This window comes from Achromobacter sp., from assembly GCF_049647645.1.
Classification (GTDB): domain Bacteria; phylum Pseudomonadota; class Gammaproteobacteria; order Burkholderiales; family Burkholderiaceae_B; genus Achromobacter.
In genome coordinates, this window is record NZ_JBARYB010000253.1 from 1 (window position 1) to 24,679 (window position 24,679).

Sequence of the window (24,679 nt, forward strand, 5' to 3'; positions counted from 1 at the left end):
ACCGCCGGCAAGCTGCCCGCCGACCCCTGGGACGCGCGCGACGGCTGGCGCCTGGGCAACCGCTACCAGCGCCAGCTGCAATGGGTGGACAACGGCGAAGCCCGCCGCGTCACCGTGGCCCGCCAGGGCGGCGCCTGGACCCTGGACAGCGGCGCGGACCCGCAAGCCTTCCTATGGCGCGCCCACGCCAGCGCCAACCCCAACCTGGCCTATGGCCTGCGCATCACGCTGGACGGCCATGAAAGCGCCGGCACGGTCGTGCTGCACGCCGACCGCGCCCACGTCTTCGGCGAGGCCGGCGTGCACGTGCTGGACCTGTACGATCCGCTCGCGCATTCGCAGGACACCCAGGGCGAACACGGCGGCGGCCTCACCGCCCCCATGCCCGGCAAGATCATCTCGATCTCGGTCAAGGCCGGCGACACCGTGGAAAAAGGTCAGCCTCTGCTGGTGATGGAAGCCATGAAGATGGAACACACCATTTCCGCGCCCGCCGACGGCAAGGTGACGGAAGTCTTCTACGGCGTGGGCGATCAGGTGACGGAAGGGGCCGAGCTGGTCGCCATCGGCGAGTAGCCAGGCGCGCAGTAACAAAATCGTCACCCGTCCCGCCGGCCGCGGGTTCATCATGGGCGCTCCTGCTTATCCACGGGAGTACCCATGATGAGTTCAATGCCATCCGAATCGGCGGCGCCCCGCCTGTTTCCAACCCTGCGCTGCCGCGACGCGGAGGCGATGCTGCGCTGGCTTACCGGCGTGCTGGGATTCACCGAGCATGCCGTCTACCGCGACGACGGCACTGTGCAGCATGCGGAACTGGCCTACGGCAGCTCCCTCTTGATGCTGGGCCCGGACCGCGACGACGCCCATGGCAAGCTGGTGGGCGACCTGCAAGGACGCCGCACCGATGCGCTGTATCTGGCCGTGGACGATCCGGACGCCCTGCACGCGCAGGTCCAGGCCAGCGGCGCCACCATCGAAACCCCACCGTACGACACGGCCTATGGCAGCCGCGAATTCGCCTGCCGCGATCCGGAAGGCAATTTGTGGAGCTTCGGGACTTACTGGCCCAAGGCGTAGCGGCAGGCGCGTCCGAGCTTCGCGTGATTTATGCGTTTTCCGCAATCATTTATAGAAATAGATTGTTCTTGTTATAAATAAGCAAGGACTCCTATCCTCCTCGTAACGTCATTCGACAGCCACGAGGAGATTCTGATGAGTGCGGTTCTGCAAGCGAAGGCATCGCCGGCAAACATGGTGCCGGCCGGCGTGGACCTGGTCGAGTACTACTACGAGCGCGGCTTCACGGACGGGTTGCCGGTCGTCCCGCCGACCCAGGAGAAGATCGACGAGATCGTGGCCCGGCTGGGCGGCGATGCCAGCTTCGTCGAAGCGCGGGTGGCGCCGCGCTGGGGCGAGCTGACGCGCGAAGTGCTGGCCATCAACATGGTGATGGCCGGCTGCAAGCCCGAGTACGCGCCGGTGGTGCTGGCAGCGGTAAAGGCCGTCACCGATCAAGCCTTCAACCTGAACGGCGTGCAGGCCACCACGCATGTGGCCGCGCCCCTGTTGATCGTGAACGGGCCGATCGCCCGCGAGATCGGCATGAACGGCGGCGTCAACGCGTTCGGCTCCGGCAACCGCGCCAACGCCACCATCGGCCGGGCCCTGCGCCTGATCATGTTGAACGTGGGCGGCGGCTGGCCGGGAGACCTGGACAAGAGCACGCTGGGGCATCCCGGCAAGTACACCTACTGCGTCTGCGAGAACGAGCAGCAGAGCCCGTTGGCGCCCTATCACGTGGAACACGGCTACAAGGCCGAAGACTCCACGGTGTTCGCCATGGCGGCCGAGGCGCCACACAGCGTGACGAATCACATCTCCAACGACCCCGAGGGCATCCTCGACACCATGTGTTCGGCCATGAGCACCATCGCGTCCAACAGCGCGGTGCTGGGCGGCCACATCGCCGTGGTGCTGGGCCTGGAACACGCGCAGACCATCGGCAAACACGGCTGGTCGCGCGCCGACGTACGCAACTACCTGTACGTCAATCACGGCAACCGCTTCATCGACCTGGCTTACGGCCACCGCTACGGCAAGGTCTACAACCGCAACCTGCCCAAGTACTACAAGCGCAACGACGACACCCGCATCCCCATCGTGCACAGCCCCGACCATATCCATCTGTTCGTGATGGGCGGCGAGGCCGGCCGTTTTTCCGTGCTGATACCGGGCTGGGGGCATATGAGCACGCCCGTGCTGCGCGCCATCGATGGCGCCAACGCCGACAGCGGCGATTGCACCAGCGGCGCCTGCGCCATCTGAGACGGCATCCGGAACCGACAACCAGGAGATTGGAAATGTTGATGAACAATGGGGAAAAAGTCGCGGTGTACGACCCGCGCGGCGCGCTGCGCTTCGAAGACGTGCCGGTATCGGCGCGCAAGAAGCACCTGGCCGGATTGCGGCTGGGCATCCTCGACAACTCCAAATGGAACGCCAACAAGCTGCTGCGCGGCGCGGCAGCGGCCTTGGGCGAGGACATCGAATTCGCCGAGGTGAACTACTACGTCAAGCACAGCTTCTCCAAGGATGCTGCGCCCGAGCTGATCGAGCGCATCGCGGCCGAGAACGACGTGGTGCTGACCGCCATCGGCGATTGCGGCTCCTGCTGCTCGGCCTGCGTGCGCGACTCGATCGCGCTGGAGCGGCTGGGTGTTCCCAGCGCCGTCATCATCACGACCGAGTTCGCCCGCGAGACGGAGTTGACGCGGCAGGCCATCGGCATGAAGGCGCTGGAGCCCGTCGTGATCGCGCACCCGGTCAGTTCCATCACCGCCGAAGAAGTGGCGCAGCGCGTCGTCCAGATCAAGGAACAGGCGCAGCAGGTGTGGCTGGGTACGAAGGCGCCGATGCAGGTCCGGGTAGAGCTGCAATAACAGCGGCCGCCAAGGCGGCGTCTTGGGCGCCGCCGCCGACGGCGCGGCGACAACGGGAGACAGATCGATGGGCGCACTATCGCATTTGCGGGTGCTGGACCTTTCGCGCGTGTTGGCGGGCCCCTGGGCCAGCCAGCTGCTTGCGGATCTGGGCGCGGAGGTCATCAAGATCGAGCGGCCCGGCCAGGGCGATGACACACGCGGCTGGGGCCCGCCGTGGATCAGCGACCCGCAATGGGGCGACGTGGCGCAGTCGGCTTACTTCGCCGGCGCCAACCGCAACAAGAAGTCCGTGGCGGTCGACATCGCCACGTCCGACGGCCAGCGGCTGGTAGCGGCGCTGGCCGCGCAATGCGACGTGCTGATCGAGAACTTCAAGGTGGGCGGTCTGCAGGCCTATGGCCTGGACTACGACACGCTCAGGCGCGGCCATCCCGGGCTGGTGTATTGCTCCATCACCGGCTTCGGCCAGGACGGCCCCTATGCCAACCGGCCGGGCTACGACTTCCTGATCCAGGGCATGGGCGGCCTGATGAGCATCACCGGCCGAGGCGACGGCCAGCCCGGCGCCGGTCCCTTGAAGGTCGGCGTGGCGCTGACGGACATCCTGACCGGCCTGTACGCCACCGCCGGCATCCAGGCGGCACTGGCGCATCGCGACCGCACGGGCGAGGGGCAGCACGTCGACGTGGCCCTGCTGGACGTGCAGGTGGCCGCGCTGGCGAACCAGGCCATGAACTTCCTGGCCAGCGGCTGCGAACCTGCGCGCCTGGGCAACGCCCACCCCAACATCGTGCCATACCAGGACTTCGCCACCCGCGACGGCCACGTCATCGTCACCGTGGGCAACGACGCGCAATTCCGCCGCTTTTGCGGCGCCATCGGCCGACCGGACCTGGCGGACGATCCGCGCTACGCCACCAACACGGCGCGGTTGGCGTCGCGCGACACGCTGATTCCGCAAATCCAGGCGCAGATGGCGGAGCAGCCCAGCGCGCACTGGCTGGCCACGCTTGAAGCGCTGGGCGTGCCTTGCGGCCCCATCAACGGCCTGGCTGAAGTATTCGCCGATCCGCAAGTTCTGCAACGCGGCATGCGCGTGCCTATGCCCGACGCGCAATCGGGCTGCGCCGAACTGGTCGGCAATCCGTTGCATCTGTCGGGCACGCCTGTGGAGTACCGCAGCGCGCCTCCTGTACTGGGCGCCCATACGGAACCGGTCCTGCGCGACATGCTGGGACTGGCGCCAGAGGCGCTCGCCGAACTGCGGCGCAACGGCGCGATAGCCGCCGCATCCTGAGTAGCTGTGCCTTACACAAGAATGAGACTAGGGAGACAAACCATGGAACCATGCCTTCTGGCGCAGGACCCCTCAAACCCGCTCAGACGCCGCCTGTTGATCGGAGCCGCCGGCGCAACCCTGGGCACGCTCTGCGGCGGCGCCCGGGCGCTGGCCTCGTCCGGCTACCCGTCCAAGCCGTTGCGCGTCGTCATTCCCTATCCGCCCGGCGGCCCCACCGACATCGTGGGCCGCATCGTCGCCGCAACGCTGGCCGACAAGCTGGGGCAATCGGTCGTCATCGACAACCGGCCCGGCGCCAGCGGCATGATAGGCGCGGACGCCGTGGCCAAGGCGGCGCCGGATGGCTACGTGCTGCTGATCAATGTCTCTGGCCAGCTGGTCAACCCGGCGCTCTACGCCAACATGTCGCATGATCCGCTCAAGGATTTCCGCGGCATCACCAATCTGGCCTCCACGCCCATCCAGCTGGTGATCAGCGCCAATTCACCGGTGCGCTCGGTCGCCGACCTGGTTGCGCTGGTGCGCTCGCAACCCGGCCGCCACAACTTCGCCTCGTCCAGCAACGGCACGCCCGGGCATCTGGCCGGAGAGGTGTTCAAGGCGGCGGCCAAGCTCGATGTCACACACATCCCCTACAAAGGCAGCGCGCCGGCGCTGACCGACGTGATCGGCGGCCAGGTCACCTACATGCTGGACTCGATGCCGTCATCCATCAGCCTGGTCAAGGGCGGCAAGCTGCGCGCGCTGGCGGTCACTTCGGATCAACGCGTGGCCGCGCTGCCAGACGTGCCCACCTTTGCCGAATTGGGCTATCCAGGCGTCAACCTGACCACCTGGTACGGCATGTGGGCGCCAGCGCAAACGCCGCCGGAACTGGTCGCGCGCATCTACCAGCAAGTGAATGCGGTGCTGCAACAACCCGACGTGCGCGCGCGCCTGGCCGACGCACAGGCCATGCCGGTGGGCGATACGCCGGAACACTTCGATGCCTATTGCCGGTCCGAGGCGCAGCGCTATGCCGAGATCGTGCGGCTGGCGGGGATCCGGCTGCAATGAGCGCCATCGACTCCCACCGCCATGCGCGGCTGCTCATCCTGGGTTCCGGACCGGCGGGCTACGCCGCCGCCGTCTATGCCGCACGCGCCAATCTGAACCCGGTGCTGATCGCGGGCATGGCGCGGGGCGGCCAGCTCATGACCACCACCGATGTCGACAACTGGCCCGCCGACGTGCACGGCGTGCAGGGCCCCGACCTGATGCAGCGATTCCAGGACCATGCGCTGCGCTTCGGCACCGAGGTCATCGCCGACCACGTGCAAAGCGTGGACCTGTCGCAGCGACCCTTCACCTTGCGCGGCGAACGCGCGACCTATACCTGCGACGCCTTGATCGTGGCAACAGGCGCGGTCGCGCGCTATCTGGGACTGGACTCCGAACAGGCCTACATGGGCCGGGGCGTGTCCGGCTGCGCCACCTGCGACGGCTTCTTCCATCGCGGCCGCGACGTATGCGTGGTGGGCGGCGGCAACACGGCGATCGAGGAAGCGCTGTACCTGTCGAACATCGCCCGTTCCGTAACGCTCATCCACAGGCGTGGCGCCTTCCGCGCCGAGGCCATCATGTTGGACAAACTCAAGGCCAAGGTCGAACAAGGCCTGATCCGGTTGAAGCTGGACAGTGTGTTGGACGAGGTGCTGGGCGACGCAGGCGGCGTGACGGGCGTGCGCGTCCGGCACCTGGCCGACGGAAGTTGCGTGGATCTGGAGGTGAGCGGGTGCTTTGTCGCCATCGGCCATCGTCCCAGCACGGAGCTGTTCGAAGGCCAGCTTGCGCTGGAGGATGGCTACATCGTGACGCAAGCGGGACGCAAGGGACTCGCCACCATGACCAGCGTAGGCGGCGTATTCGCCGCTGGCGACGTACAGGACACCGTGTACCGACAAGCCATCACCAGCGCCGGCAGCGGTTGCATGGCCGCGCTGGACGCGCAGCGCTTCCTGGAACAGTCGGCGGCCTGAGGCCAGTTGCTCTATGCGCCGTTGCGGCGGCCGCGGCGCGCGGGCGCAACCACCTGCACCCAATCGCTGCGCAATTGAGCCAGGAAGCCGCTGGCGCTGGGAGTCAGGCCGCGCTCCTTGAGAAACACCACGCCGATAGCCTGGCTCAGCTCAGGTTTGGTCAGCGGCCGCGCCACCAGGTCCGCGCTCAGCGCGGCCGGCACCGCGCCGCCCGGCACGATGGCAATGCCCACGCCGGCCCAGACGCATTGCATCACGGTGGCGAACTGGCTGACCGTGACCGCGTGCCGCAACGGCACGCCCGCAATCGATGCATGGCTGTCGATCAGGCGGCGTGTCTGCGCTTCGCGCGGTAGAGAAACCAGCGCGTACGGCGCCAGCTGCTCCAGCGTCACGCCGCCTTGCGTTGACAGCGGATGCTTGCGCGGCATCACCACGTGAAAGGCTTCGCGGCCCAGCGACACCACCGAAAAATCGCCCGGCACTTCGTCGATGTAGGTAATGCCCATGTCGGCCACGCCGCTGCGCACATCGTCCAGCACGGTGCCGTGCACGCCCTCGCGGATTTGCAGTTCGATGCGGGGCCGAGATTCGCGGTAGCGGGCGACGATGCCGGGCAGCTGCGTGTAGGCCACCGACATCACCGCGGACACGATGCTGCGGCCACGCTGTTCATCCGAAATCTCGCGCATGTTCTCGTAGGAAATGCGCAGGTCGGACAGCATGCGGTTCGCCAGCGACACGAACTCCAGGCCCGCTGGCGTGGTTTCAACACGGCGGGTGGAACGATGGAACAGCTCGACGCCCAAGGCCTTCTCCACGCGCTGCACCGTGCGCGTGAGCGCGGGTTGCGAGATGTTCAGCGTCAGCGCGGCGGCGACGAAACTGCCGCACTCGGCGACGGTGCTGATCGCCTGCAATTCGCGCGAACTCAGATCGGGAAGCGTAGCCATGGGTGGTTTTCCCTGTGCGGGTCGATTTATGCAGGAATCGGAATTATAGATTTCACGCATCCGCCTTGCGCATGAATGGGAGGCTCTATCTTCAGACACAAACGGGATTTCCGAAACTCGTCTGCTGGCAGGCTCTTAGTTTCCCGTCAGCGACTTATCCCTAGAATGCGGGGTCCGGCGCCCGTCACGCGCCCCAAGCGCCATCCCTCATGCCCGCCCCCGACTCTCCCAGTCCGCTTCAACGTCCCGCCTTCCTGCATTACCTGTTCGCGCGCATCGGCGCGTCGCTGGCCTTCCAGATCGTCTCGGTCGCTGTGGGTTGGCAGATCTATGCGCTGAGCGGCAGCGCCCTGGATCTGGGCCTGATCGGCCTGGCGCAGTTCCTGCCCATGGCGGCACTGACACTGGTAGTGGGCCATGTGGCCGACCGCTACGACCGCCGCAAGATCGTGGCCATATGCATGGCGCTGGAGGCGCTGGCCACGCTGGTGCTGGCCATCGCGGCGTTGCATGGCGTGGGCGGCAAGACGCTGATCTACGCCACCATCATCATCATGAGTTCGGCCCGCGCCTTTGAAGCGCCGACCCTGGCCACGCTGATCCCGGCAGTGGTGCCGCGCGAATGGCTGCCGCGCGCGACCGCGCTGGCTTCATCCGGCGGGCAGATCGCGCAGATCGCCGGCCCCGCGCTGGGCGGCGTCGGCTACGGGCTGGGAGCAGGGTGGATCTATTGCGTGGCGGCGGCGCTCTACCTGTCCGCCTTCGCGTCTATCGCCACGCTCGTCATCGAACGCGCGCCCCCGCGCAAGGAGCCGACCACCTGGCGCACGCTGTTCGCCGGCATCACCTTCATCTTCCAGCGCCGCCTGCTGCTGGGCACCTTGTCGCTGGACCTGTTCGCCGTGCTGCTGGGCGGGGCCACAGCGCTCCTGCCCATCTTCGCCAAGGACATCCTGAACGCCGGCCCCTGGGCGCTGGGCGCGCTGCGCGCCGCCCCCGCCTGCGGCGCTGCCTTGATGTCCCTGACCCTGGCCCGCCTGAGCCTGGGCGAACATGTGGGCCGCCTGCTGTTCGGCGCGCTGATCGTGTTCGGGCTGGCCACCACGGTGTTCGGCCTGTCGACCTCGATCCCGCTGTCCGTCGGCGCGCTGGTACTGCTGGGCGCGGCGGACGCGGTCAGCGTAGTGGTGCGTTCATCCCTAGTGCAGCTGAACACACCCGATCACATGCTGGGCCGCGTCAGCGCCGTGAACACACTATTCATCGGCGCCTCGAACCAGTTGGGCGAATTCGAATCCGGCGTCATGGCCGCGGCGTTCGGCGCGGTGCCTGCGGTGGTGATCGGGGGGGTAGGCACCATCGCCGTGGCGGGGTTGTGGATGCGGTGGTTTCCGGAACTGAGGAAGCTCAGGAGCTTGCACGCGCCCTGAGCCCATACGCGTGTTGCACGGTGCATCGAAGCCATCGACCAATTCCGCCTAGAGATAGCGCTGCACAGATCCCCCGCGGCAGCACTTGATAATCTTGATACAATAAGAATCATTATCATTTGATCAAGCCATGCCTACGCGCCCCGGCCGCAGAACCGGGCGCCAGACATCGACAGGGGCATCATGGGGGAGCGGTTCTTCGGCGTCATCGCCGAGGCGTACAAGGCATGGAACGCGGAGCTGGTCGGTTTCCTGAACCGGCAGCTCAAGCGTTCGCCCGAGGCCGCCCAGGATTTGGCGCAGGAGACCTTCGCCAAGTGGCTGGCAACGCATGACGGCGCCGAGCCGCCAGAGAAGCCGCGCGCCTATCTGTACGAGATCGCCCGCAACCTGTTGCGCGACCACTGGCGTCGCGAGAGCGTGCGCGACGAGCATGTGGTGGCCAGCCTGGACGACCAAGGTTTCGAACCCACCGCCGTGGGCCTGGCCGCGCCCGCCGGCCTGCAGCCCGAGGCGCGCGCGGACGCCAGCCAGCGCCTGCGGCTGTTGCAGGCCGCTATCGACGAGATGCCCCCGCGCCAGCGCGAGGCCTTCCTGCTATATCGGTATGATGAGCTCCGCTGCGAGGACATTGCCGACCACATGGGCATCACCGTGCGGGCGGTAGAGAAGCATCTGCAACTGGCGCTGGCGCACTGCAAGCGCCGTGTCCACGGCGAAACGCCATGACCCGATCCCTACCTTTATCCGCTGTCGAAGAGGCCGCGAGCGCATGGTTCATGCGCCGCCGGGAACGCGCGTCCGATGCCGGCGCCGAACAGGCTTTCCAGGCGTGGCTGCAAGCGTCATCCGCGCACCGGCGGGAGTACGAGCGGCTGGAACTGGTGTGGGAGGACATGGCGGCGCTGCCGCGGCCGGACTCCGCGCCGACGCGGACACACGATCAGACGCCGATGCACACTCACGTCCCGCCGCGCGGCCGGCCCCAGCCCGGCGCAATGCCCGCGCCCGCTCGCCGCCCGGCCTTCCAGCGCTGGGGCGGCGCGCTGGCCGCGATGCTGCTGGTGGCGGCTGCCGTCTACCAATACATGCCCGTCAGCTACGAATCCGTGGCCAATGCATCCACCCAGACCCGCAACCTGGACCTGCCGGACGGCACACGGCTGCACGCCAACGTCGGCACGCGCGTGAGCGTGCGCTACACCCTGGCCGAACGCCACATCCGCGTCGACGGCGGCGAGGTCTACATCGATGCCGCACCCGACCGTCGGCCGCTGATCGTGGCCGCGGGCGATGCGGAACTGCGCGACATCGGCACCGAGTTCAACGTGCTGCTGCTGCCCGACGTGCTGCAGGTCGGCGTGCGCAGCGGCGAAGTCAGGCTCGGCGCCAAGGGCGAGAATGCCCCGCCCACGCAGACACTGCGCGCCGGCGACACAGTACTGCTATCGCGCGCCGACGCGCGCCTGTTGCGCCGCCAGCAGGTGCCCGCCAGCGAGATCGGCGCCTGGCAGGGCGGCGTGGCGGTGATGCACGACGCCACCTTGCAACAGCTGGCGGGCTACCTGGCCCTGTACCGCGACACGCCGCTGCGATTCGCCGACGAGCGCGCCCGCGGGTTGCGCCTGTCCGGCACGCTGGATCTGCGCCAGCCCGACGCGGTCCTGGACATGCTGCCCGGCCTGCTGCCGGTGACGGTAAGCCGGCGGTCGGATGGCGCCGCGGTGATCAGCAGCCGCTGAAGATAAGAATTATTTTTAATTAAACAGGTTCGGGTTTTGGCGGCTGGCGCGTCTTCCCCAGTTGAAGATCCACTTCCAGACTGGGGAAAGTCCATGGCGCAACGCCATTTTCATCGTCGGCTAAGCGCCGGCCGTTACGCGCTGCTGTGCGCGCTGTCCATGACTGCCGCCTTCGCGGTACAGGCGCTGGCGCCATCCGCCGCGCACGCGCAAGGCGCGGCCGCGCAAACCTTCGACCTGCCCGCCGGCAACCTGGCCGACGCGCTGGTGGCGCTGGGCCGGCAGGCGCAGCTGCAGGTGCTGTTCAGCCCCGACACGGTGGCCGGCCTGAGCGCCCCCGCAGTATCCGGCGCCATGACGCCGCAGGTCGCGTTGAACCGCCTGCTGGCGCGCAGCGGGCTGGTCGCCGTACCCAGCGGCTCGGGCTTCGTGGTGCGGCGGCCGGCCGACCCATCCTCCACCGACGCCACCACGCTGGCGCCCGTGACGGTCACCGGCCGCGACCTCACCGTCACCGAAGGCACGGGGTCCTACACATCCCCCGCCGTCACCATCGGCAAGAACGCGCAAAGCCTGCGCGAGATCCCGCAATCGGTCTCGGTGGTGACGCGCCAACTGCTGGACGACCAGAACCTGACCAACCTGGACGACGCCATGCGCACCGTCACCGGCATCACGGTGGAAGCCGGCAGCATCGGCGGCAACCATGGCAACTTCTACTCGCGCGGGTATGCGCTGGACACCATCCAGGTCGACGGCGTGAACACGCCCGCCAGCACCGGCAACGACCTGTCCTCGGGCTTCGGGCTGGCCATCTACGACCACATCGAAGTGCTGCGCGGCCCCTCGGGCCTGTACCAGGGCGCGGGCGATCCCGGCGGCACCGTGAACCTGGTGCGCAAGCGCGCGCAAAAGGAATTCGCCTTCAGCGGCCAAGTCATGACGGGTTCCTGGGATCGGTACTACACCGAGGCCGACATCACCGGCCCGCTGGACAGCGACGGTCGCCTGCGCGGCCGCCTGGTGGCGTCCTATGACGACCGCAAATCCTTCGTCGACGGCGTGTACACCGAAAAGCCGCTGTTCTACGGCACCCTGAGCTTCGATCTAACGCCCGACACCATCTTGACCGCCGGCGCCACGTACCAGCAATACAAAGGCCGCCCCTTCTTCGGCCTGCCCGGCTACACCGACGGCCGCTTGCTGGACGTGCGCCGCTCCACCAACCTGGACCCCAGCTGGAACCACATCACTGAAGAAGTCACCGAGTACTTCGCCGACGTGGACCACCGCCTGGCCAACGGCGGCCGCATCAAGGTCAGCGGCATCTACCGCGAACAGGACGAGCCCAGCCGCGAATTCGGCTGGTCCGATTGCGCCGTGGACCCGATCACCGGCGACACCTGCCTCGTCAGCTGGAAGTATCGCAGCCACTGGAAGACCTACGGCCTCGACGCCTTCGTAGCCACGCCCTTCGAGGCCTTCGGCCGCCAGCACGAACTGACCGTGGGCGCCGACTACCGCAACACCCACAAGAACTTCCGCTACGGCGGCGGCGACAACGCCGACACCAACCTCTACCACCCCAACAACAACATCCCCAAGCCCGACTACCAGTACACCAACGGCAACGACAGCAAGACCGACCAGTACGGCCTGTATGCGCGCACCAATCTGCGCGTGACCGACGCCGCCACCATCATCGCCGGCGGCCGTTTTACCTGGTGGGAAAACCACACGCAGAACCGCAACGCCTACTTCAACCAGTTCACCAATACCAGCAGCAAGATCAACGGCAAGTTCACACCGTACCTGGGCCTGGTGGTGGACCTGAACGAACAGTTGTCGGCCTACGCCAGCTACACCAGCATCTTCACGCCGCAGACCACCACCGACGTAAACGGCCAACTGCTGGATCCGCGCACCGGCAAGCAATTCGAAATCGGCCTGAAGGGCGAATTCCTGGACAAGCGCCTGAACGGCCACGCCGCGCTGTTCCGCATGGAAGACGAGAACCGCGCCATGACGGACCCGGACAATCCGCTGTTCTCCATGGCCGCAGGAAAGATGCGCAGCCAGGGTTTCGAAGCGGAAATCAGCGGCAGCCCCGCGCCGGGCTGGGACATCACCGCCGGCTACGCCTACACCACCACCAAGACTTTGAAGGGCACGGACGAGCAGAAGTCGCAGCAATACGCCTTCATCACGCCACGCCACACCTTCAATCTGTGGACCAAGTACACCTTCGCCACCGGCACGCTGGAAGGCCTGTCGCTGGGCGCGGGACTGCGCAGCGTCAGCAGCATGTACCGCCTGAACGGCCCGGTGAAGTTCGAACAGCGCCCCTACACCACCGTGTCCGCGCAAGCCGGCTATCGCTTCAACAAGCATCTGGAAGGCACGCTGACGGTGAACAACCTGTTCGACAAGGTCTACTACCAGCGTGTATGGGCCGCCTTTGGATCGAACTACTACGGCGAACCGCGCAGCGTGATGCTGAACCTGAGGGCAAGGTACTGATTCGATCAGTGTGCGGCTCGCGCCGGCGAGCCGCACACCGATACCTACCTACGTCTATCTATTGGCGCGCAAAAGCCGTCGATATCATGGGCACATGGAAGCGCCTTTCCCGCCGAAACGCGCACGATCCGCATAAGGAGAAGCCCATGTCCCATCACCTGTCCAGTGAAGAAACCACGGCTTTCGAACAAGACGGATTCCTCGTCGTCCACGGCTTGTTCGACCGTGACGCCGTTGCCTCGATGCGAAGCGCCATCGACGCGGTCGTCGCCAACGCCTCCGATCTGCGCCAGATCGCCGAACTGGAACCCGGCGATGCGCGCATCATCCGCCGCATCTGGCAACCATCCAAGAAACACGAGGCATTCCGCCGGACCCAGGAAGACGCGCGCCTGCTCGATCGCCTGGAGTCATTGATCGGACCCGATATCGTCTTTCATCACAGCAAGCTCAACATGAAGGGACCGCGCATCGGTTCCCCGGTGGAATGGCACCAGGATTTCTCGTACTACCCGCATACCAATTCCAAGCTGGTGGCCTGCCTGACCTACCTGGACGACGCCACCGAAGACAACGGCTGTCTGCGGCTGCTGGCCGGTTCCCACAAGGCCAGCGTCTATGACCATACCGAGGACGGCGCTTTCCGCGGCAAGGTCAGTCCCGCCAACCTGCCATCCGGGTGCCAGGAAGTAGTGGCCGCCGGCAAGGCCGGCACAGTCGTCTTCCTGCACTGCAAGGTGCTGCACCGGTCCGACGCCAACCACTCCGACCAGTACCGCCGCGTCTTCATCCCGGCCTATCGCGCCGCCGACGCGCTGCCGATCTATTTCGGCCCGCACGCCGCGCACAACGAGCCGGACGTCTACCTGCTGCGCGGCCGCAACCGCGCCGAAGTGACGATGGAGGGCGGCCGCTACCCGCTGCCGATCGCCGCCAAGGCGTTCAACTCGCTGTACGCCCTGCAACAGGGCGAGCACCTGCTCAAGGAAGAACTACACACCCGCGCCAGCGGCTACGCCACTCGGGTCTGATCTCGCCCCCAAGGAGACCGGCGTGAAACCGCATATCCTGGTACTCAACCGCTGGCCCCAAAACCGGGGCGGCCCGATGTGGGACCACGAACTGTGCCGCTATGACGAGATCATTCCAGCGGACTGCGACGTCTCTTACTTGTGCGACCCGGAAGGGACGATCGGGCTGCCGGCCTCGGTCGACAGCTCGCGCGTCAGGGTCGCTGACGATCTAGGCAACGCCACCGATGCCACCGCGCACGCGGCGCGCCTGGCCGCCCTGCACGGCCCCATCACACACGTCTTCGCCTGCTCCGAGTACCTGCTCGACACGGCGGCGGCGATCCGCGCGCGGCTCGGCATCGCCGGTCACACGCCCGAGCAGGCGGACCGATTCCGCGACAAGACCACCATGAAGCGCATCCTGGACGCGGCGAACCTGCGCGTGCCGCGCTGGTACCTCTGCAGGAATGCCGCCCAGGTCACCGCGCGGGCCGGGGAACTGGGCTTTCCGCTGATCATCAAACCGGTGCGCGGCGCATCCAGCAAAGGCGTGCGCCGGATCGACTCGCCCGAGCAGCTAGCGGCCTTCCTGCAAGCCACGGATCTGGCCGGCCATGAGATCGAGGAGTACATCGACGGCGACATTCTCCATGTCGACGGCGTCATCGACCTGGCCGGCGACTGCCCCTTTATCTGCGCCAGCCGCTACATCTCGTCCTGTCTGGGTTTCGAGACTGGCGGCCAGCCGCTGGGCTCGGTGATCCAGCGCGACACGCCACTGGCCGAGCAGTGCAAGGCCTACGCGCTCGCCTGCCTGCGAGCGCTGCAACTGCGCGGCTCCGCCTTCCACCTGGAACTGTTCCACCGCGACGGCGAGCTGGTCTTCCTGGAGGTGGGCGCGCGCGTGCCGGGCGCCGATGTGCCGTACACCATCCACCGCGCCTACGGCGTCAATCTGTTCCAGCTGTGGATCGATGTGATGCTGGGCCAGCCGGCCCGCCCCAGCCTGCCCGCGGCGGCCAGGACGGCCGGCTGGATCACATTTCCCCGACCGCGGCCGTTGCCGCGCAGGGTGGTGTCGGTCAACTCGCTGATCGGCGCCGTGCCCGGCCTGTATCGCGAGCTCATCCCCGCGCCCGAACAACTCCTCAAGGACACGGGCGGCGGCTACACGCACATGCAGGGCGGCCGGTTCCTGGTCGAGGGAGAAGACGAGGCCCAGGTGCTGGCCGCGCTGGACGCCATCAAACAGCGGTACGTACTGAAGACTCTGCCCGCCTGAGCCCAGCTCCGGCAACCACCTTTGGGAGATTTGAATGGACACGCTTTCTCATGCTGAATTGCTTGCCAGGCCTTGCGTGGTGTTCGCGGAAGGCTGCTTCGGATTGTTCACCAGCAAGGTCGCAGCCTCGTTCCTGCGTTATCGCCCTGAAAACTGCCTGGCCGTGATCGACAGCACGCAGGCGGGAAAGCGTGTGCAGGATGTGATCGGCTGGGGCGGCGACATCCCCATCGTCAAGGACATGGAAAGCGCCCTGGCGTTCAGGCCCGAGGTGCTGGTGATCGGCAAGGGCCTGCATTCGGCGCAATTGCCGCCCGCCTGGAAGGCGCCCATCAAGACCGCGATACTCAATGGCATGCACGTCATCAACTGCATCCACTTCAGGCTGCGCGCCGATCCGGACCTGGCGCAGGCCGCGGACCAGACCGGCATCACCATCTGGGAGACCAAGGAGCCGGTGCCGCTGGAACTGAACAAGGCGCGGGTGCTGGACCTGCCATGCTTCGTGGTGCATACCTGCGGCAGCGATTCCAATATCGGCAAGAAGACCACGGCCCTGGAAATCACCCGGGAAGCCACGCGCCGCGGCATCGCCACGGGCTTCGCGGCAACAGGCCAGACCGGCATGCTGATCTCCGGCGCGGGCATCGTAGTCGACTGCATCCCCAGCGACTTCGTCGCAGGCGCCGCCGAAAAGGTGGTGCTGGACGCCGCTCAGGGCAACGACTGGGTGGTGCTGGAGGGGCAGGGCTCCCTCAACCACATCGGCGCCAGCGGCATCGCCCTGGCCCTGCTGCACGGCGGCCTGCCGCATGCGTTGGTGTTCTGTCACCGGCTCGGGCTGGAACGCACCAAGGTCTGGAACACCCCGCTGCGGCCGATCCCCGAACTGATCCGCCTGAACGAAGCGCTGACCGTATTCGAACGCCCAGCCAAGGTGGTGGCCATCAGCGTCAACAGCGCCGGCGTCAGCGACGCGGACTACCGCGCGCAGGCCAAGCAGCTCGAACAGGAGACCGGCCTGCCGGTGGTGGACCCGTGTCGCGAAAGCGCCGCCATCCTGGTCGATGCCCTGCAAGCCTGCCAGCGCAGCCTGCCAAGGCGCGAACAGCCGGCCGAGGTCTGACCATGAAGAATGCCGTGCTGCTCCTGATGCACCAGGGCAATTCCTTTACCGCCGAACTGCACCAGCAGCTGGCCGCGCGCGGCATCGCGTTGGTCGCCATCAGCTCCCGTCCTGCGGACATGGCGGTGCTGGAACGCAACCTGCCGCTGCTGGACGCCTGGGTCGCAGGCGATGCTCCCGAACTATCCCAAGACGACGTGCAGGCAGGCGTGGCGCAACTGGAACAGCGAGGCTACCGCTTCCTGGCAGCCATCGCCACCTTCGAAGGCTACCGCCTGTTCATGGCCGGGCTGAACCAGGCCTTCGGCGCGGCCGACGCGCCGCTGGCGGCGCTGGAACTGGCGCTGCACAAGCATCGCTGTCGCGAATTTCTGCTGATGCACGGGCTGAGCGCCACCACTTGCCGCTTGATTCCGGCCGGCAGCAATGCCGATGCCGCCGGCCTGGATCCTCAGCGCAAGTGGTTCATCAAGCCCGTGCGCGGCGCGGCCTCGTTCGGCTGCTTCATCCTCGAGAACCGCGACGACCTGGCAGACGTACCGGCGATGCAGGCGCAGATGCTGAAGGACGGAAAATTGGCGGCGATCTTCATGGGCCGCCACGACTTCTTCGCCGAGGAATACATCGAAGGCCCGGAATTCAGCTACGAAATCGTAGCCGCGGCCGGCCGGCCGCGCGTTCTCTGCGTCCACGAAAAGGCGCGGGTCGAACGCCTGCCGCGCACGACGCTGGAAAGCATGTCGATATCGCCACCGATCTCGCTACCCGTCGACACGCTGCGCGAAGGCGAGCGCTTCGTATCCGAATGCCTGACGCGGATAGGGCTGACCGAAGGCGCGTTTCACGTCGAAATGAAATATTGGGAAGCCCGGCGACGTTGGGAGATTATCGAGATCAATCCCCGCATGGGCGGCAGCCTGATCAACGCCAGCACCAAGCGCGTCACGGGCGCGTCCATCCTCGACCTGTGGCTGCAAGCCCTGCTGGCCCGCGAACCGGGCGACATTGCGACGTTCCACGCGCAGGCCGACCGCGTGGCGCAGCTCGATCGCCTGGACCGCTTCGACGATCGCCGCGCGGTCGTCTTCATCAGCAAGTACGGAAAAAAGGGGGCCGTCGTGGATTCCATCGCTTACGACACGGGCGCACATGCGCCGGACCTGTTGGAGTTCCATGTCCAACCCGGCACGCGCCTCGAGGATTCCGACCGCGCCATCTGCGTGATGGACGCGCTCTGGCAGGTCGACCGAGCCGCGCTGGCTGCAGCGGTCGAATCCATTGACCGCGAATCGGGCGAGAACTTCCGCATCACCTATCAGGCTGCCCAAGGGATATGACCCAGCCTCGCCTCTGCTCGACCCCACCGTTGGGAGACGACTCATGACCGAAGCCTTGTTGCCACAGCAAGACCTGACGCATCCCGCCTTCGCCGTCCATCTGGGCGGCAAGCTGGAAGTCTGCGGCCGCGTCGCCATCGACTCGCGCGAGGATCTGGCGCGCGCCTATACGCCCGGCTTCGCCTACGTGGCCGCCGCGATCCAGCGCGACCCTACACTGCTCGGGCGCTACACCATGCGCCAGAATACGGTGGCCATCGTCACCGACGGCACCGCCGTATCCGGCATCGGTGACGTCGGTCCAAAGGCCGCCTTGCCGGTCATGGAGGGCAAGGCGCTGGTATTCAAGCGTTTCGCCGGCATCAACGCCATCCCGATCTGCCTGGACACCACGCACAGCGGCGAAATCATCGACACGGTGCGGCGCATCGCGCCCGGCTTCGGCGCCATCATGTTGGAAGACATTTCGGCGCCGCGCTGCTTCGCGATCGAGGACGCGCTGCACCGCGAGCTGCAGATCCCGGTGCTGCACGACGACCAACACGCCACCGCCATCTCGGCGGGCGCCGCGCTGATCAATGCCCTGAAGCGGGTCGGCAAGCGCCTGGACCAGATCAAGGTGGTGATGGTGGGCGCAGGCGCCGCAGGCACCGGCTGCGCCAAGATCTTCCTGAGCCTGGGCGTGCGGCGCCTGATCGCCTGCGACCGGACCGGGGCCATCCACCGCAAGCGCGCCGACCTGAATCCCGCCAAGGCCTGGTTCGCCGCGCATACCAACCCGTTGCAGGAAACCGGCAGCCTGCGCGAGATCATGGCCGGCGCCGACGTTTTCCTGGGCGTCTCCGGCCCCAAGGTCGTCACCGCGGAGGATGTGGCGCGGATGGCGCGCGACCCGATCATCTTCGCGCTGGCCAACCCCAACCCCGAGATCCTGCCCAGCGAGGTAGCTGGCCTGGCCGCCATCATCGCCACCGGCCGCAGCGACTTGCCCAACCAGATCGACGGCGGCCTGGCATACCCAGGCCTGTTCAAGGGCGTGCTCAACAGCGGCGCCGCGCGTTTTACCGATGCGATGAAATGCGCGGCAGTCTACGCCCTGGCCGGACTGGTCGACGCCGCCGCACTGGATTCCGGACGCATCATCCCCGATATCTTCGACGAACTGGTGATGCCGTCGGTCGCTGCCGCGGTGATCGCGGCAGCGTGAGGGCGCGCATGCCGGACGCCGTCCGATCAGACGGCCCGGCGATCCCTCAGGACTGGTCGAGCAACGCCGTCTGCTGCGCACGCGCCGGCAGTGCATAGTCATCCGAACCCGCGCGTACCTTGGCGCCGCGATGGCCGCGGCTGTAATACCGAGAGCCGACTCCCTCGACAACGCTCAGCAACTCCACGCCCCGTACCGCCGCCATGGTCCGGTTGGTCACGCCTAGCTTCTTGAACAGCAAGCCGACATGCATCTTTACCGTCACCAATTCGATGCCGAGCAAATCGGCGATGGTCTTGTTCTGACGCCCTTCGATGATGTACTGGAGTATCTGCTGCTGACGGGACGACAGGGGAACAAAGGCGGGGCCAGCCTCCGCGTCCTGATCGGGCTCGGGCTCGCCATGGTCGCGCGGAGCGCCGCGACGTTCCGCGTCTTCGGGGGCATCGCCGGGCTGCGCCGGTTCGTCCGGCGGGCAGCCATGTATCGCATTCGTGTAGAGCTTGATTTGTCTGGCCACGTGTACCTCCCACATCGCCTTTACGAAGTTGCGTTCAAGTCGCAGGCGGCGCCGCCTGCGATGCGCTACTCATCGGCCGCTTCCAGGTAATACTGCCTGGCCGTGGCGCAGGAAACGCCCAAGCCTCGGAACTGGTCGATGAAGTCAGGAAAGGAACAGATCACGTCAGCGTAGCCATCGAGGTGGCAAGCTTCCTCGCAGCGTAGCGATGCGACGAACAAGGACATGAAATTACGGTGGTCGCCGCGGCTGCTTAGCATCGCCCCGCCAGCGTACTGCGGCCGGCCTTGCGTGACGAAGCCGTCGATATGGCCCTCGGCGTTGCGGATCATCTCGATATCGGCGCCCAGTTTGCGCACCTCGCCGATCATCGATTCCACCCGCGACGACTTGTGGAAGCGCGTCACCGAGCCCCCCGTCACGGTGAACGTGCCGCGCACGAACAGGCTCAGCGCCACCAACGTGGGAATGACATTGGGACCATTGCGCACGTCGAAGCTGTAGCTGCCCTCCAGGCGCACGGCGGTACTGTCGACGTGCAGCGTGCCGGCGTCGTAGTGCAGCCGCACGCCCAACGACTGCACGATATCCGCGAACAGCTTTTCGCCCTGCAGCGTCTGTTCCTCGATACCCCCGATGCGATAACGGGCCGGAAAGAGCGTACACGCCATCAGCAGGTAGGACAGCGAGGTGTAGTCGGCGTTGATGCGGGTCTCGAAGGGCTGGTACGCCCCCGGCCCGACGTGATACTGCGTGTAATCGGCGTTGACCCGCGCCTCGATACCGCAACGGCGCAGCGTATCCACCGTTTGCGCCAGGTAGGACTGCGACAGCACCGGCGGCGTCACGCCCAGGCTGATGCCATGCCGGGTCAAGGGAGCCGCCATCAGGATCGCGGTGATGAACTGCGAGCTGATGTCGCCCGCCAGCCGGCAATGCTTGCCACTCAGCGACGCCCCCCAGTTGATCACCGGCGCCTTGCCGTCATCACCCAGGTAGGTGAAGCTCGCTCCCAGATGCCGCAGACCGTCCAGCAGCGGCTGCATCACCCTGCGGCGCAAGGTTGCGTCGCCCGTCAGGATGGTCGGGGTCGCTTTCATGCAGCTCAACGCCATCATCGTGCGGAACACCAGGCCCGACCCTTTGGCATCGATGACCTCGATGCCCGATGCGAAGCGCCCGCCAGTACCGGTGATGAAGAGGGAATCGCCGGCCTCCTCGAAGCGCGCCCCGAGCTGGCAACAGGCGATCTTCATGGTCTCGGTCTCGGTGCAGCGCAGGTCATTTCTGATGATGGACGTGCCATCGGCCAAGGTGGCGGCGAGGATGGCGCGTTGGGTTTCGGGCTTCGACGCCGGGACGCTCATCCGGGTGCCCAGTTGCTTGATCGGTTCGACGCGTAGATACATGCTTTCTCCACGTAAGTTGAAGGCTGACAGGGCTCTGCGGCAACGGTTCCCCGAGCGCGCCGGCCAACGCCACCGGCCCCGCGGCCGCGCCTGCCGGGGCGCGCCGCTCGGGGTTAGGTCATGCGCCTTGTCAGGCGGCGGCCTTCTCGGCCGGCCGCTGCACCGTGTCCTCATAGATCTCGCGGAAGAACATCGCCAGGATGGCCTGGACATCGTCGATGTACTTGAAGACGGCGTTGTAGTCGTCTTCGCTCAGGATGAGCTGGTTCAGGATCTTCCACATTTCCATCGAATGGTCGTCGCGCGTATCGACCGTCAGATGGGCCTCCTGACCTTTGACCATGTCGTGGCCCAACGTGGCGCGCAGGTTCTTGACGATGTCGGGCTGCAGCTTGGCCTGGGTGTACTCGACCAGGTAGTTCGACACCACCGGCGCCATGGGATGCTCATGTTCCAGCGTGTAGTAGAAGAACCCCTCGAACAGCCGTGTCGACAGGTACGGCTCGGTTTGGAGTACCTCGTCCATCGTCACCCCGGCCGCGTCGCAGTCATGGATGTACAGCTTGTCGTGCAGCATCTCGTCGGCCTGGTAGTGCGCGTAGTCTTGCGCGGCCGAGGGTGAAATCTGGGCGATCTTGTAGATCGCCTTGGATTGGCTGGCTCGTGACAAGCGGATGCGCCAGATGTGCTCGATCAAGGTACGACGGTAGTACGCCATATTGATATTGCTGTCTTTCATATGGGACGCGTATGGGATGGTCTGCCGCCACTCCTCCATCTTCTTGTCCAGGTAGCGGTCGATCTTGGCTTTGCGCTTGAGACCTTCCGCTTCATCGAAGTAGGGAGTGGGATGCTGTATGCCGGAATGACGCACTCGATTCATGTGTGGCTCCGTGGATGACTGGAGATGCAACGTGACGATGTATGGCTTATCGCATGGACCGGCGGATTTCCCTGGAGCCGACCTTCCGGCCCCACGCCGCTGAAGGGCGCACAAGGGTGCAACGCTGTACTTGCCGGGACGAGATGGGACTGTCGCGGTGGATCCGATGCCATTCTCTGGAAGCGGGACAGCCGTTGGCGGGCACGGAACATGCACTGCCTGCAACGCTGAAAATCTGCTCTCGATGGCTGACTAGTCCAATCGCATGACACATGATAGGCGTCCTATCTGGGCGGAAAAGCTATCCATAGGTATAGGCGTACGCACGATGTCAACGGCTTCTTTGCGCATGGCTGCAACGCATTCCTTGCGTCGTACGCGCGCCATCGCTCTGCGTCATTCCCGTGCAAGAATCCGTAGAAAACTCACGACACACGCAACGCCGCCCAACACGGCGCCGATCCACAACGCGGCATGGGCGCCGTCCGCCCCAACCAAGGTGAAGCAGGCAGCCACCAGCGCCGCGCCCGTTGCCTGCCCGATCAGGCGAGCGGTGGGAATGATGCCGCTTGCCGCGCCGCTGCGCTCGGCCGGCGCGCTCGTCGTCAAGGCCTTCAGGTTGGGCGATTGAAAGAACCCGAAGCCCGCGCCGCACACCGCCAGCCGCCAGATGATGTCGGCATTCGAGGCCTGCGCCGGCAACAACGCCATCAGCACCATGCCGATGCATAACACCAGCAGCCCGGCGCCGCCCAGCAACGCCACCGAATGGCGTTCGGACAGAAAGCCTGCCAGCGGCGCGGTCACCGCCACCACGATCGGCCATGCGGTCAGCAGCAAGCCGGTCTGCACATCGGACCGCCCGAGGCTCATCTGGAACAGGAACGGCAGCGCCACCAGCGCCAGGCCTTGCGCCGCGTAGGACAGCACGGACGTAGCCACCGACATTGCGAACAGCGGTCGGCGGAATAGATCGACCGGCAGCATGGGCGCGGGATGCCCGCGTTGCCGGCGCAGCAGCAAGGCGCAGCACAACGCCGCGGCGGCGGCTTCGGGCAGGATGCGCCCCCAGCCGGCATGATGGGCAGCATCGCCCAGCGCCAGCACAGCCAGCGCGAAGGTCGCACCCAGCAGCACCGCCGCCACGCCGTCGAAACGCGGCGGCGTCTTGCGCGGCGCGTTGTACGGCAACGTGCGCCAGGCCATCGCCATGGCCAGCGCCCCAAGCGGAATATTGATCAGGAACAGCCAGTGCCAGGTGCTGACCGCCAGCACGGCCGACGCCACCGACGGCCCCACGACATAGAACACTGCCACCGTAAATGCGTTGATACCTTGCGCACGGCCGATCTGGCTGTGGGGAAACGTCAACCGTATCAGCGCAGTGCCCACGCCGAGGATGCCAGACGCGCCCACGCCTTGCAGCACGCGCGCCGCCGTCAGCATCGGCAGTGAGTCCGCCACGCCGCAGGCCAGCGACGCCAGCGTGAACACCAGCAGGCCATACAGGTAGACGCGCCGATGACCGACCAGGTCGCCCAGCGCGGCGAATGGTAGCAGCGTGGCGACCATCGCGATCTGGTAGGCGTTGATGATCCAAATCGAGGCGTCCGGCGTGGTGCGCAGGTCCGCCGAGATGGTCGGCAACGCGGTATTGGCGATGGAAGTATCGAGCGTGGCGATCGCGCTGCCCAGGATGAGCGTGGAGACCGCCCAGAGCCTTTGACGGCCCGGCAGGCCGTCTTCGATTTGCGGCAACGCCTGAGTGCTTTCAGGGGAAGGCGGCATGCGGGACGGCTCCTTGGCGCATGGCGGATACGGCCGTACCTGGGCGCGGAAAAGGCGTTAAGTTGTCAGGCTGTAAGACAGCATAGCAAGGCATAATTCAACATGCAACGGGGCCGCGCCCGGTCCCCGGGCGAAGCGATATCATGACGCCATGGCGCCACAGGCCGGCGTCGTTTCGCCTTTGGATAGGAAGCAGACATGCACGTTATCGAGCGTCCGCTGACGCTGGTGGACCAGGTCATCGCGGCCCTGCGCAAGGAGATCGCCGAGGGCCGCTTCGCGCCCGCCTCGCGCCTGCCGGCCGAACAGGAACTGGCGCGGACCCTGGGCTGTAGCCGGCCGGTGATCCGCGAGGCCGTCTCGCAACTGAAGGCCGATGGCATCCTCGTCACCACCAAGGGCGTAGGCGCCTACGTCGCCGCCAACCCCGCCGGCCGCGTGTTCCGCCTGCCGCGCGGCGACGCCTCGGCCAAGGACCTGGCGCAGCTGTTCGAACTGCGCTTCTGGATGGAAACCGCCGCTGCCGAAGCCGCCGCGCTGCGCCGCAAGAACGCCGACCTGGCCCGGATGCGCGACGCGCTCAAGCGCATGGAAATACACGCCGACGACTATCCCGCAGCGTCCAAGGCTGACGTCGACTTCCACGCCGCCATCGCCGGTTCCACCCGGAACGCCTATCTGGTGGCCTTCAGCAGCTTCATCGAATGCCAGTTGCTGAAGGTGCGCGAAATGGGCTGGCAAAATTCCGCCGGTCTCGCTGGCGGCCCTCGGTCCACCCAGCAGGAACACCAGCGCCTGTTCGAGGCCATCCGCGACCAGGATCCCGAGGCCGCGCGGCAGGCCGCCGCCGCTCATTTGCTGGCCTCGGGCCGGCGCATGAGCCTGGACGTCCAGAAGTTGGAAATCATCGGCCCCGCCGCAGGGCGTTAATCTCCCAAACCAGCACCTGGCCGGCGCGCGATTGCAGTCCGACACAATTGGCAAACTGCTGTCGGACGCCAACCAGGGCAGGCCACTAAGATGGCGCCGCAGATTGCGCGGTAGCGCGTCTTTTATCGAACGCCGACAAGAAAATGCGTCCAACATGAAAACGAGTCCGCAAGCCACTTCTTCCCGCGCCGCCCGCCTGCTGCGCAGCACGCTGGCCAGCCTGTTCGCCGCCGGCCTGACCGCCGTATGCAGCGCTGCCGCCATGGCCGCCGATCC

22 protein-coding genes are annotated in these 24,679 nt (G+C 66.3%); 17 read left to right on the forward strand and 5 right to left on the reverse strand.

Annotated elements, in window-relative coordinates; translation table 11 throughout:
- The 7 genes from WBB14_RS28860 to trxB all read left to right on the forward strand — a co-directional run.
- Positions 1 to 576 (forward strand): acetyl-CoA carboxylase biotin carboxyl carrier protein subunit (locus WBB14_RS28860; RefSeq protein WP_424242787.1); only part of this gene is annotated, 576 nt, incomplete at its 5' end.
- Between the two features lie 84 nt (positions 577 to 660).
- Positions 661 to 1,080, forward strand: a complete 420-nt coding sequence (locus WBB14_RS28865; protein ID WP_424242788.1) for a VOC family protein — start codon at positions 661 to 663, stop codon at positions 1,078 to 1,080.
- A gap of 135 nt (positions 1,081 to 1,215) precedes the next feature.
- Positions 1,216 to 2,328 (forward strand): hypothetical protein, encoded by a 1,113-nt coding sequence (locus WBB14_RS28870; protein ID WP_424242789.1) that lies wholly within the window; start codon positions 1,216 to 1,218, stop codon positions 2,326 to 2,328.
- 35 nt (positions 2,329 to 2,363) lie between these two features.
- Positions 2,364 to 2,942 (forward strand): UGSC family (seleno)protein, encoded by a 579-nt coding sequence (locus WBB14_RS28875; RefSeq protein WP_207473969.1) that lies wholly within the window; start codon positions 2,364 to 2,366, stop codon positions 2,940 to 2,942.
- Between the two features lie 67 nt (positions 2,943 to 3,009).
- Positions 3,010 to 4,242 carry a CaiB/BaiF CoA transferase family protein gene (locus tag WBB14_RS28880; RefSeq protein ID WP_424242790.1) on the forward strand — a complete coding sequence of 411 codons (1,233 nt, stop codon included), beginning with the start codon at positions 3,010 to 3,012 and terminating at the stop codon, positions 4,240 to 4,242.
- Positions 4,243 to 4,284: 42 nt separating this feature from the next.
- Entirely contained in the window at positions 4,285 to 5,301 is a 1,017-nt protein-coding gene (locus tag WBB14_RS28885; protein WP_424242791.1) for a Bug family tripartite tricarboxylate transporter substrate binding protein, read from the forward strand.
- Positions 5,298 to 6,263, forward strand: a complete 966-nt coding sequence (trxB, locus tag WBB14_RS28890) for a thioredoxin-disulfide reductase (RefSeq protein WP_424242792.1) — start codon at positions 5,298 to 5,300, stop codon at positions 6,261 to 6,263. The genes WBB14_RS28885 and trxB overlap by 4 nt, the downstream gene beginning before the upstream one ends.
- An 11-nt stretch (positions 6,264 to 6,274) precedes the next feature.
- On the opposite strand, the gene WBB14_RS28895 is transcribed toward trxB, so the two are convergent.
- On the reverse strand, positions 6,275 to 7,216 hold the full coding sequence (locus WBB14_RS28895; protein ID WP_424242793.1) for a LysR family transcriptional regulator: 942 nt from the start codon (positions 7,214 to 7,216) through the stop codon (positions 6,275 to 6,277).
- Positions 7,217 to 7,425: 209 nt separating this feature from the next.
- Between WBB14_RS28895 and WBB14_RS28900 the strand changes: the two genes are divergently transcribed.
- The 9 genes from WBB14_RS28900 (at position 7,426) to WBB14_RS28940 (ending at position 18,873) form a co-directional block, all read left to right on the forward strand.
- Positions 7,426 to 8,646, forward strand: coding sequence for an MFS transporter (locus WBB14_RS28900; protein WP_424242794.1), 1,221 nt, complete (start codon positions 7,426 to 7,428; stop codon positions 8,644 to 8,646).
- A gap of 183 nt (positions 8,647 to 8,829) precedes the next feature.
- Entirely contained in the window at positions 8,830 to 9,375 is a 546-nt protein-coding gene (locus tag WBB14_RS28905; RefSeq protein WP_424242795.1) for an RNA polymerase sigma factor, read from the forward strand.
- Positions 9,372 to 10,388, forward strand: coding sequence for a FecR family protein (locus WBB14_RS28910; RefSeq protein WP_424242796.1), 1,017 nt, complete (start codon positions 9,372 to 9,374; stop codon positions 10,386 to 10,388). Before WBB14_RS28905 ends, WBB14_RS28910 begins: the two co-directional genes overlap by 4 nt.
- 93 nt (positions 10,389 to 10,481) lie before the next feature.
- Positions 10,482 to 12,908, forward strand: a complete 2,427-nt coding sequence (locus WBB14_RS28915) for a TonB-dependent siderophore receptor (RefSeq protein WP_424242797.1) — start codon at positions 10,482 to 10,484, stop codon at positions 12,906 to 12,908.
- A 146-nt stretch (positions 12,909 to 13,054) separates the two neighbouring features.
- A complete protein-coding gene (locus WBB14_RS28920; protein ID WP_424242798.1) occupies positions 13,055 to 13,939 on the forward strand; it encodes a phytanoyl-CoA dioxygenase family protein in 885 nt (294 codons plus the stop codon).
- A gap of 22 nt (positions 13,940 to 13,961) precedes the next feature.
- Positions 13,962 to 15,203, forward strand: a complete 1,242-nt coding sequence (locus tag WBB14_RS28925; RefSeq protein WP_424242799.1) for an ATP-grasp domain-containing protein — start codon at positions 13,962 to 13,964, stop codon at positions 15,201 to 15,203.
- A 34-nt stretch (positions 15,204 to 15,237) separates the two neighbouring features.
- On the forward strand, positions 15,238 to 16,329 hold the full coding sequence (locus tag WBB14_RS28930; RefSeq protein ID WP_424242800.1) for a DUF1611 domain-containing protein: 1,092 nt from the start codon (positions 15,238 to 15,240) through the stop codon (positions 16,327 to 16,329).
- A 2-nt stretch (positions 16,330 to 16,331) separates the two neighbouring features.
- Positions 16,332 to 17,666: an ATP-grasp domain-containing protein gene (locus tag WBB14_RS28935; protein ID WP_424242801.1), complete on the forward strand. Its 1,335-nt coding sequence runs from the start codon at positions 16,332 to 16,334 to the stop codon at positions 17,664 to 17,666.
- A gap of 43 nt (positions 17,667 to 17,709) precedes the next feature.
- Positions 17,710 to 18,873 carry an NAD(P)-dependent malic enzyme gene (locus WBB14_RS28940; RefSeq protein ID WP_424242802.1) on the forward strand — a complete coding sequence of 388 codons (1,164 nt, stop codon included), beginning with the start codon at positions 17,710 to 17,712 and terminating at the stop codon, positions 18,871 to 18,873.
- A gap of 46 nt (positions 18,874 to 18,919) precedes the next feature.
- Here WBB14_RS28940 and WBB14_RS28945 read toward each other — a convergent pair whose 3' ends face one another.
- From WBB14_RS28945 to WBB14_RS28960, 4 genes are all read right to left on the reverse strand, one after another.
- Complete coding sequence (locus WBB14_RS28945) at positions 18,920 to 19,393, reverse strand: helix-turn-helix domain-containing protein (RefSeq protein WP_424242803.1); 474 nt, start codon at positions 19,391 to 19,393, stop codon at positions 18,920 to 18,922.
- Between the two features lie 65 nt (positions 19,394 to 19,458).
- Positions 19,459 to 20,802, reverse strand: a complete 1,344-nt coding sequence (locus tag WBB14_RS28950) for a 3-phosphoshikimate 1-carboxyvinyltransferase (RefSeq protein ID WP_424242804.1) — start codon at positions 20,800 to 20,802, stop codon at positions 19,459 to 19,461.
- Between the two features lie 130 nt (positions 20,803 to 20,932).
- Positions 20,933 to 21,685, reverse strand: coding sequence for a hypothetical protein (locus tag WBB14_RS28955; protein ID WP_424242805.1), 753 nt, complete (start codon positions 21,683 to 21,685; stop codon positions 20,933 to 20,935).
- 396 nt (positions 21,686 to 22,081) lie between these two features.
- Positions 22,082 to 23,473 carry an MFS transporter gene (locus WBB14_RS28960; protein WP_424242806.1) on the reverse strand — a complete coding sequence of 464 codons (1,392 nt, stop codon included), beginning with the start codon at positions 23,471 to 23,473 and terminating at the stop codon, positions 22,082 to 22,084.
- Between the two features lie 198 nt (positions 23,474 to 23,671).
- Between WBB14_RS28960 and WBB14_RS28965 the strand changes: the two genes are divergently transcribed.
- Complete coding sequence (locus tag WBB14_RS28965; RefSeq protein WP_424242807.1) at positions 23,672 to 24,403, forward strand: FadR/GntR family transcriptional regulator; 732 nt, start codon at positions 23,672 to 23,674, stop codon at positions 24,401 to 24,403.
- Positions 24,404 to 24,679: the final 276 nt, after the last annotated feature.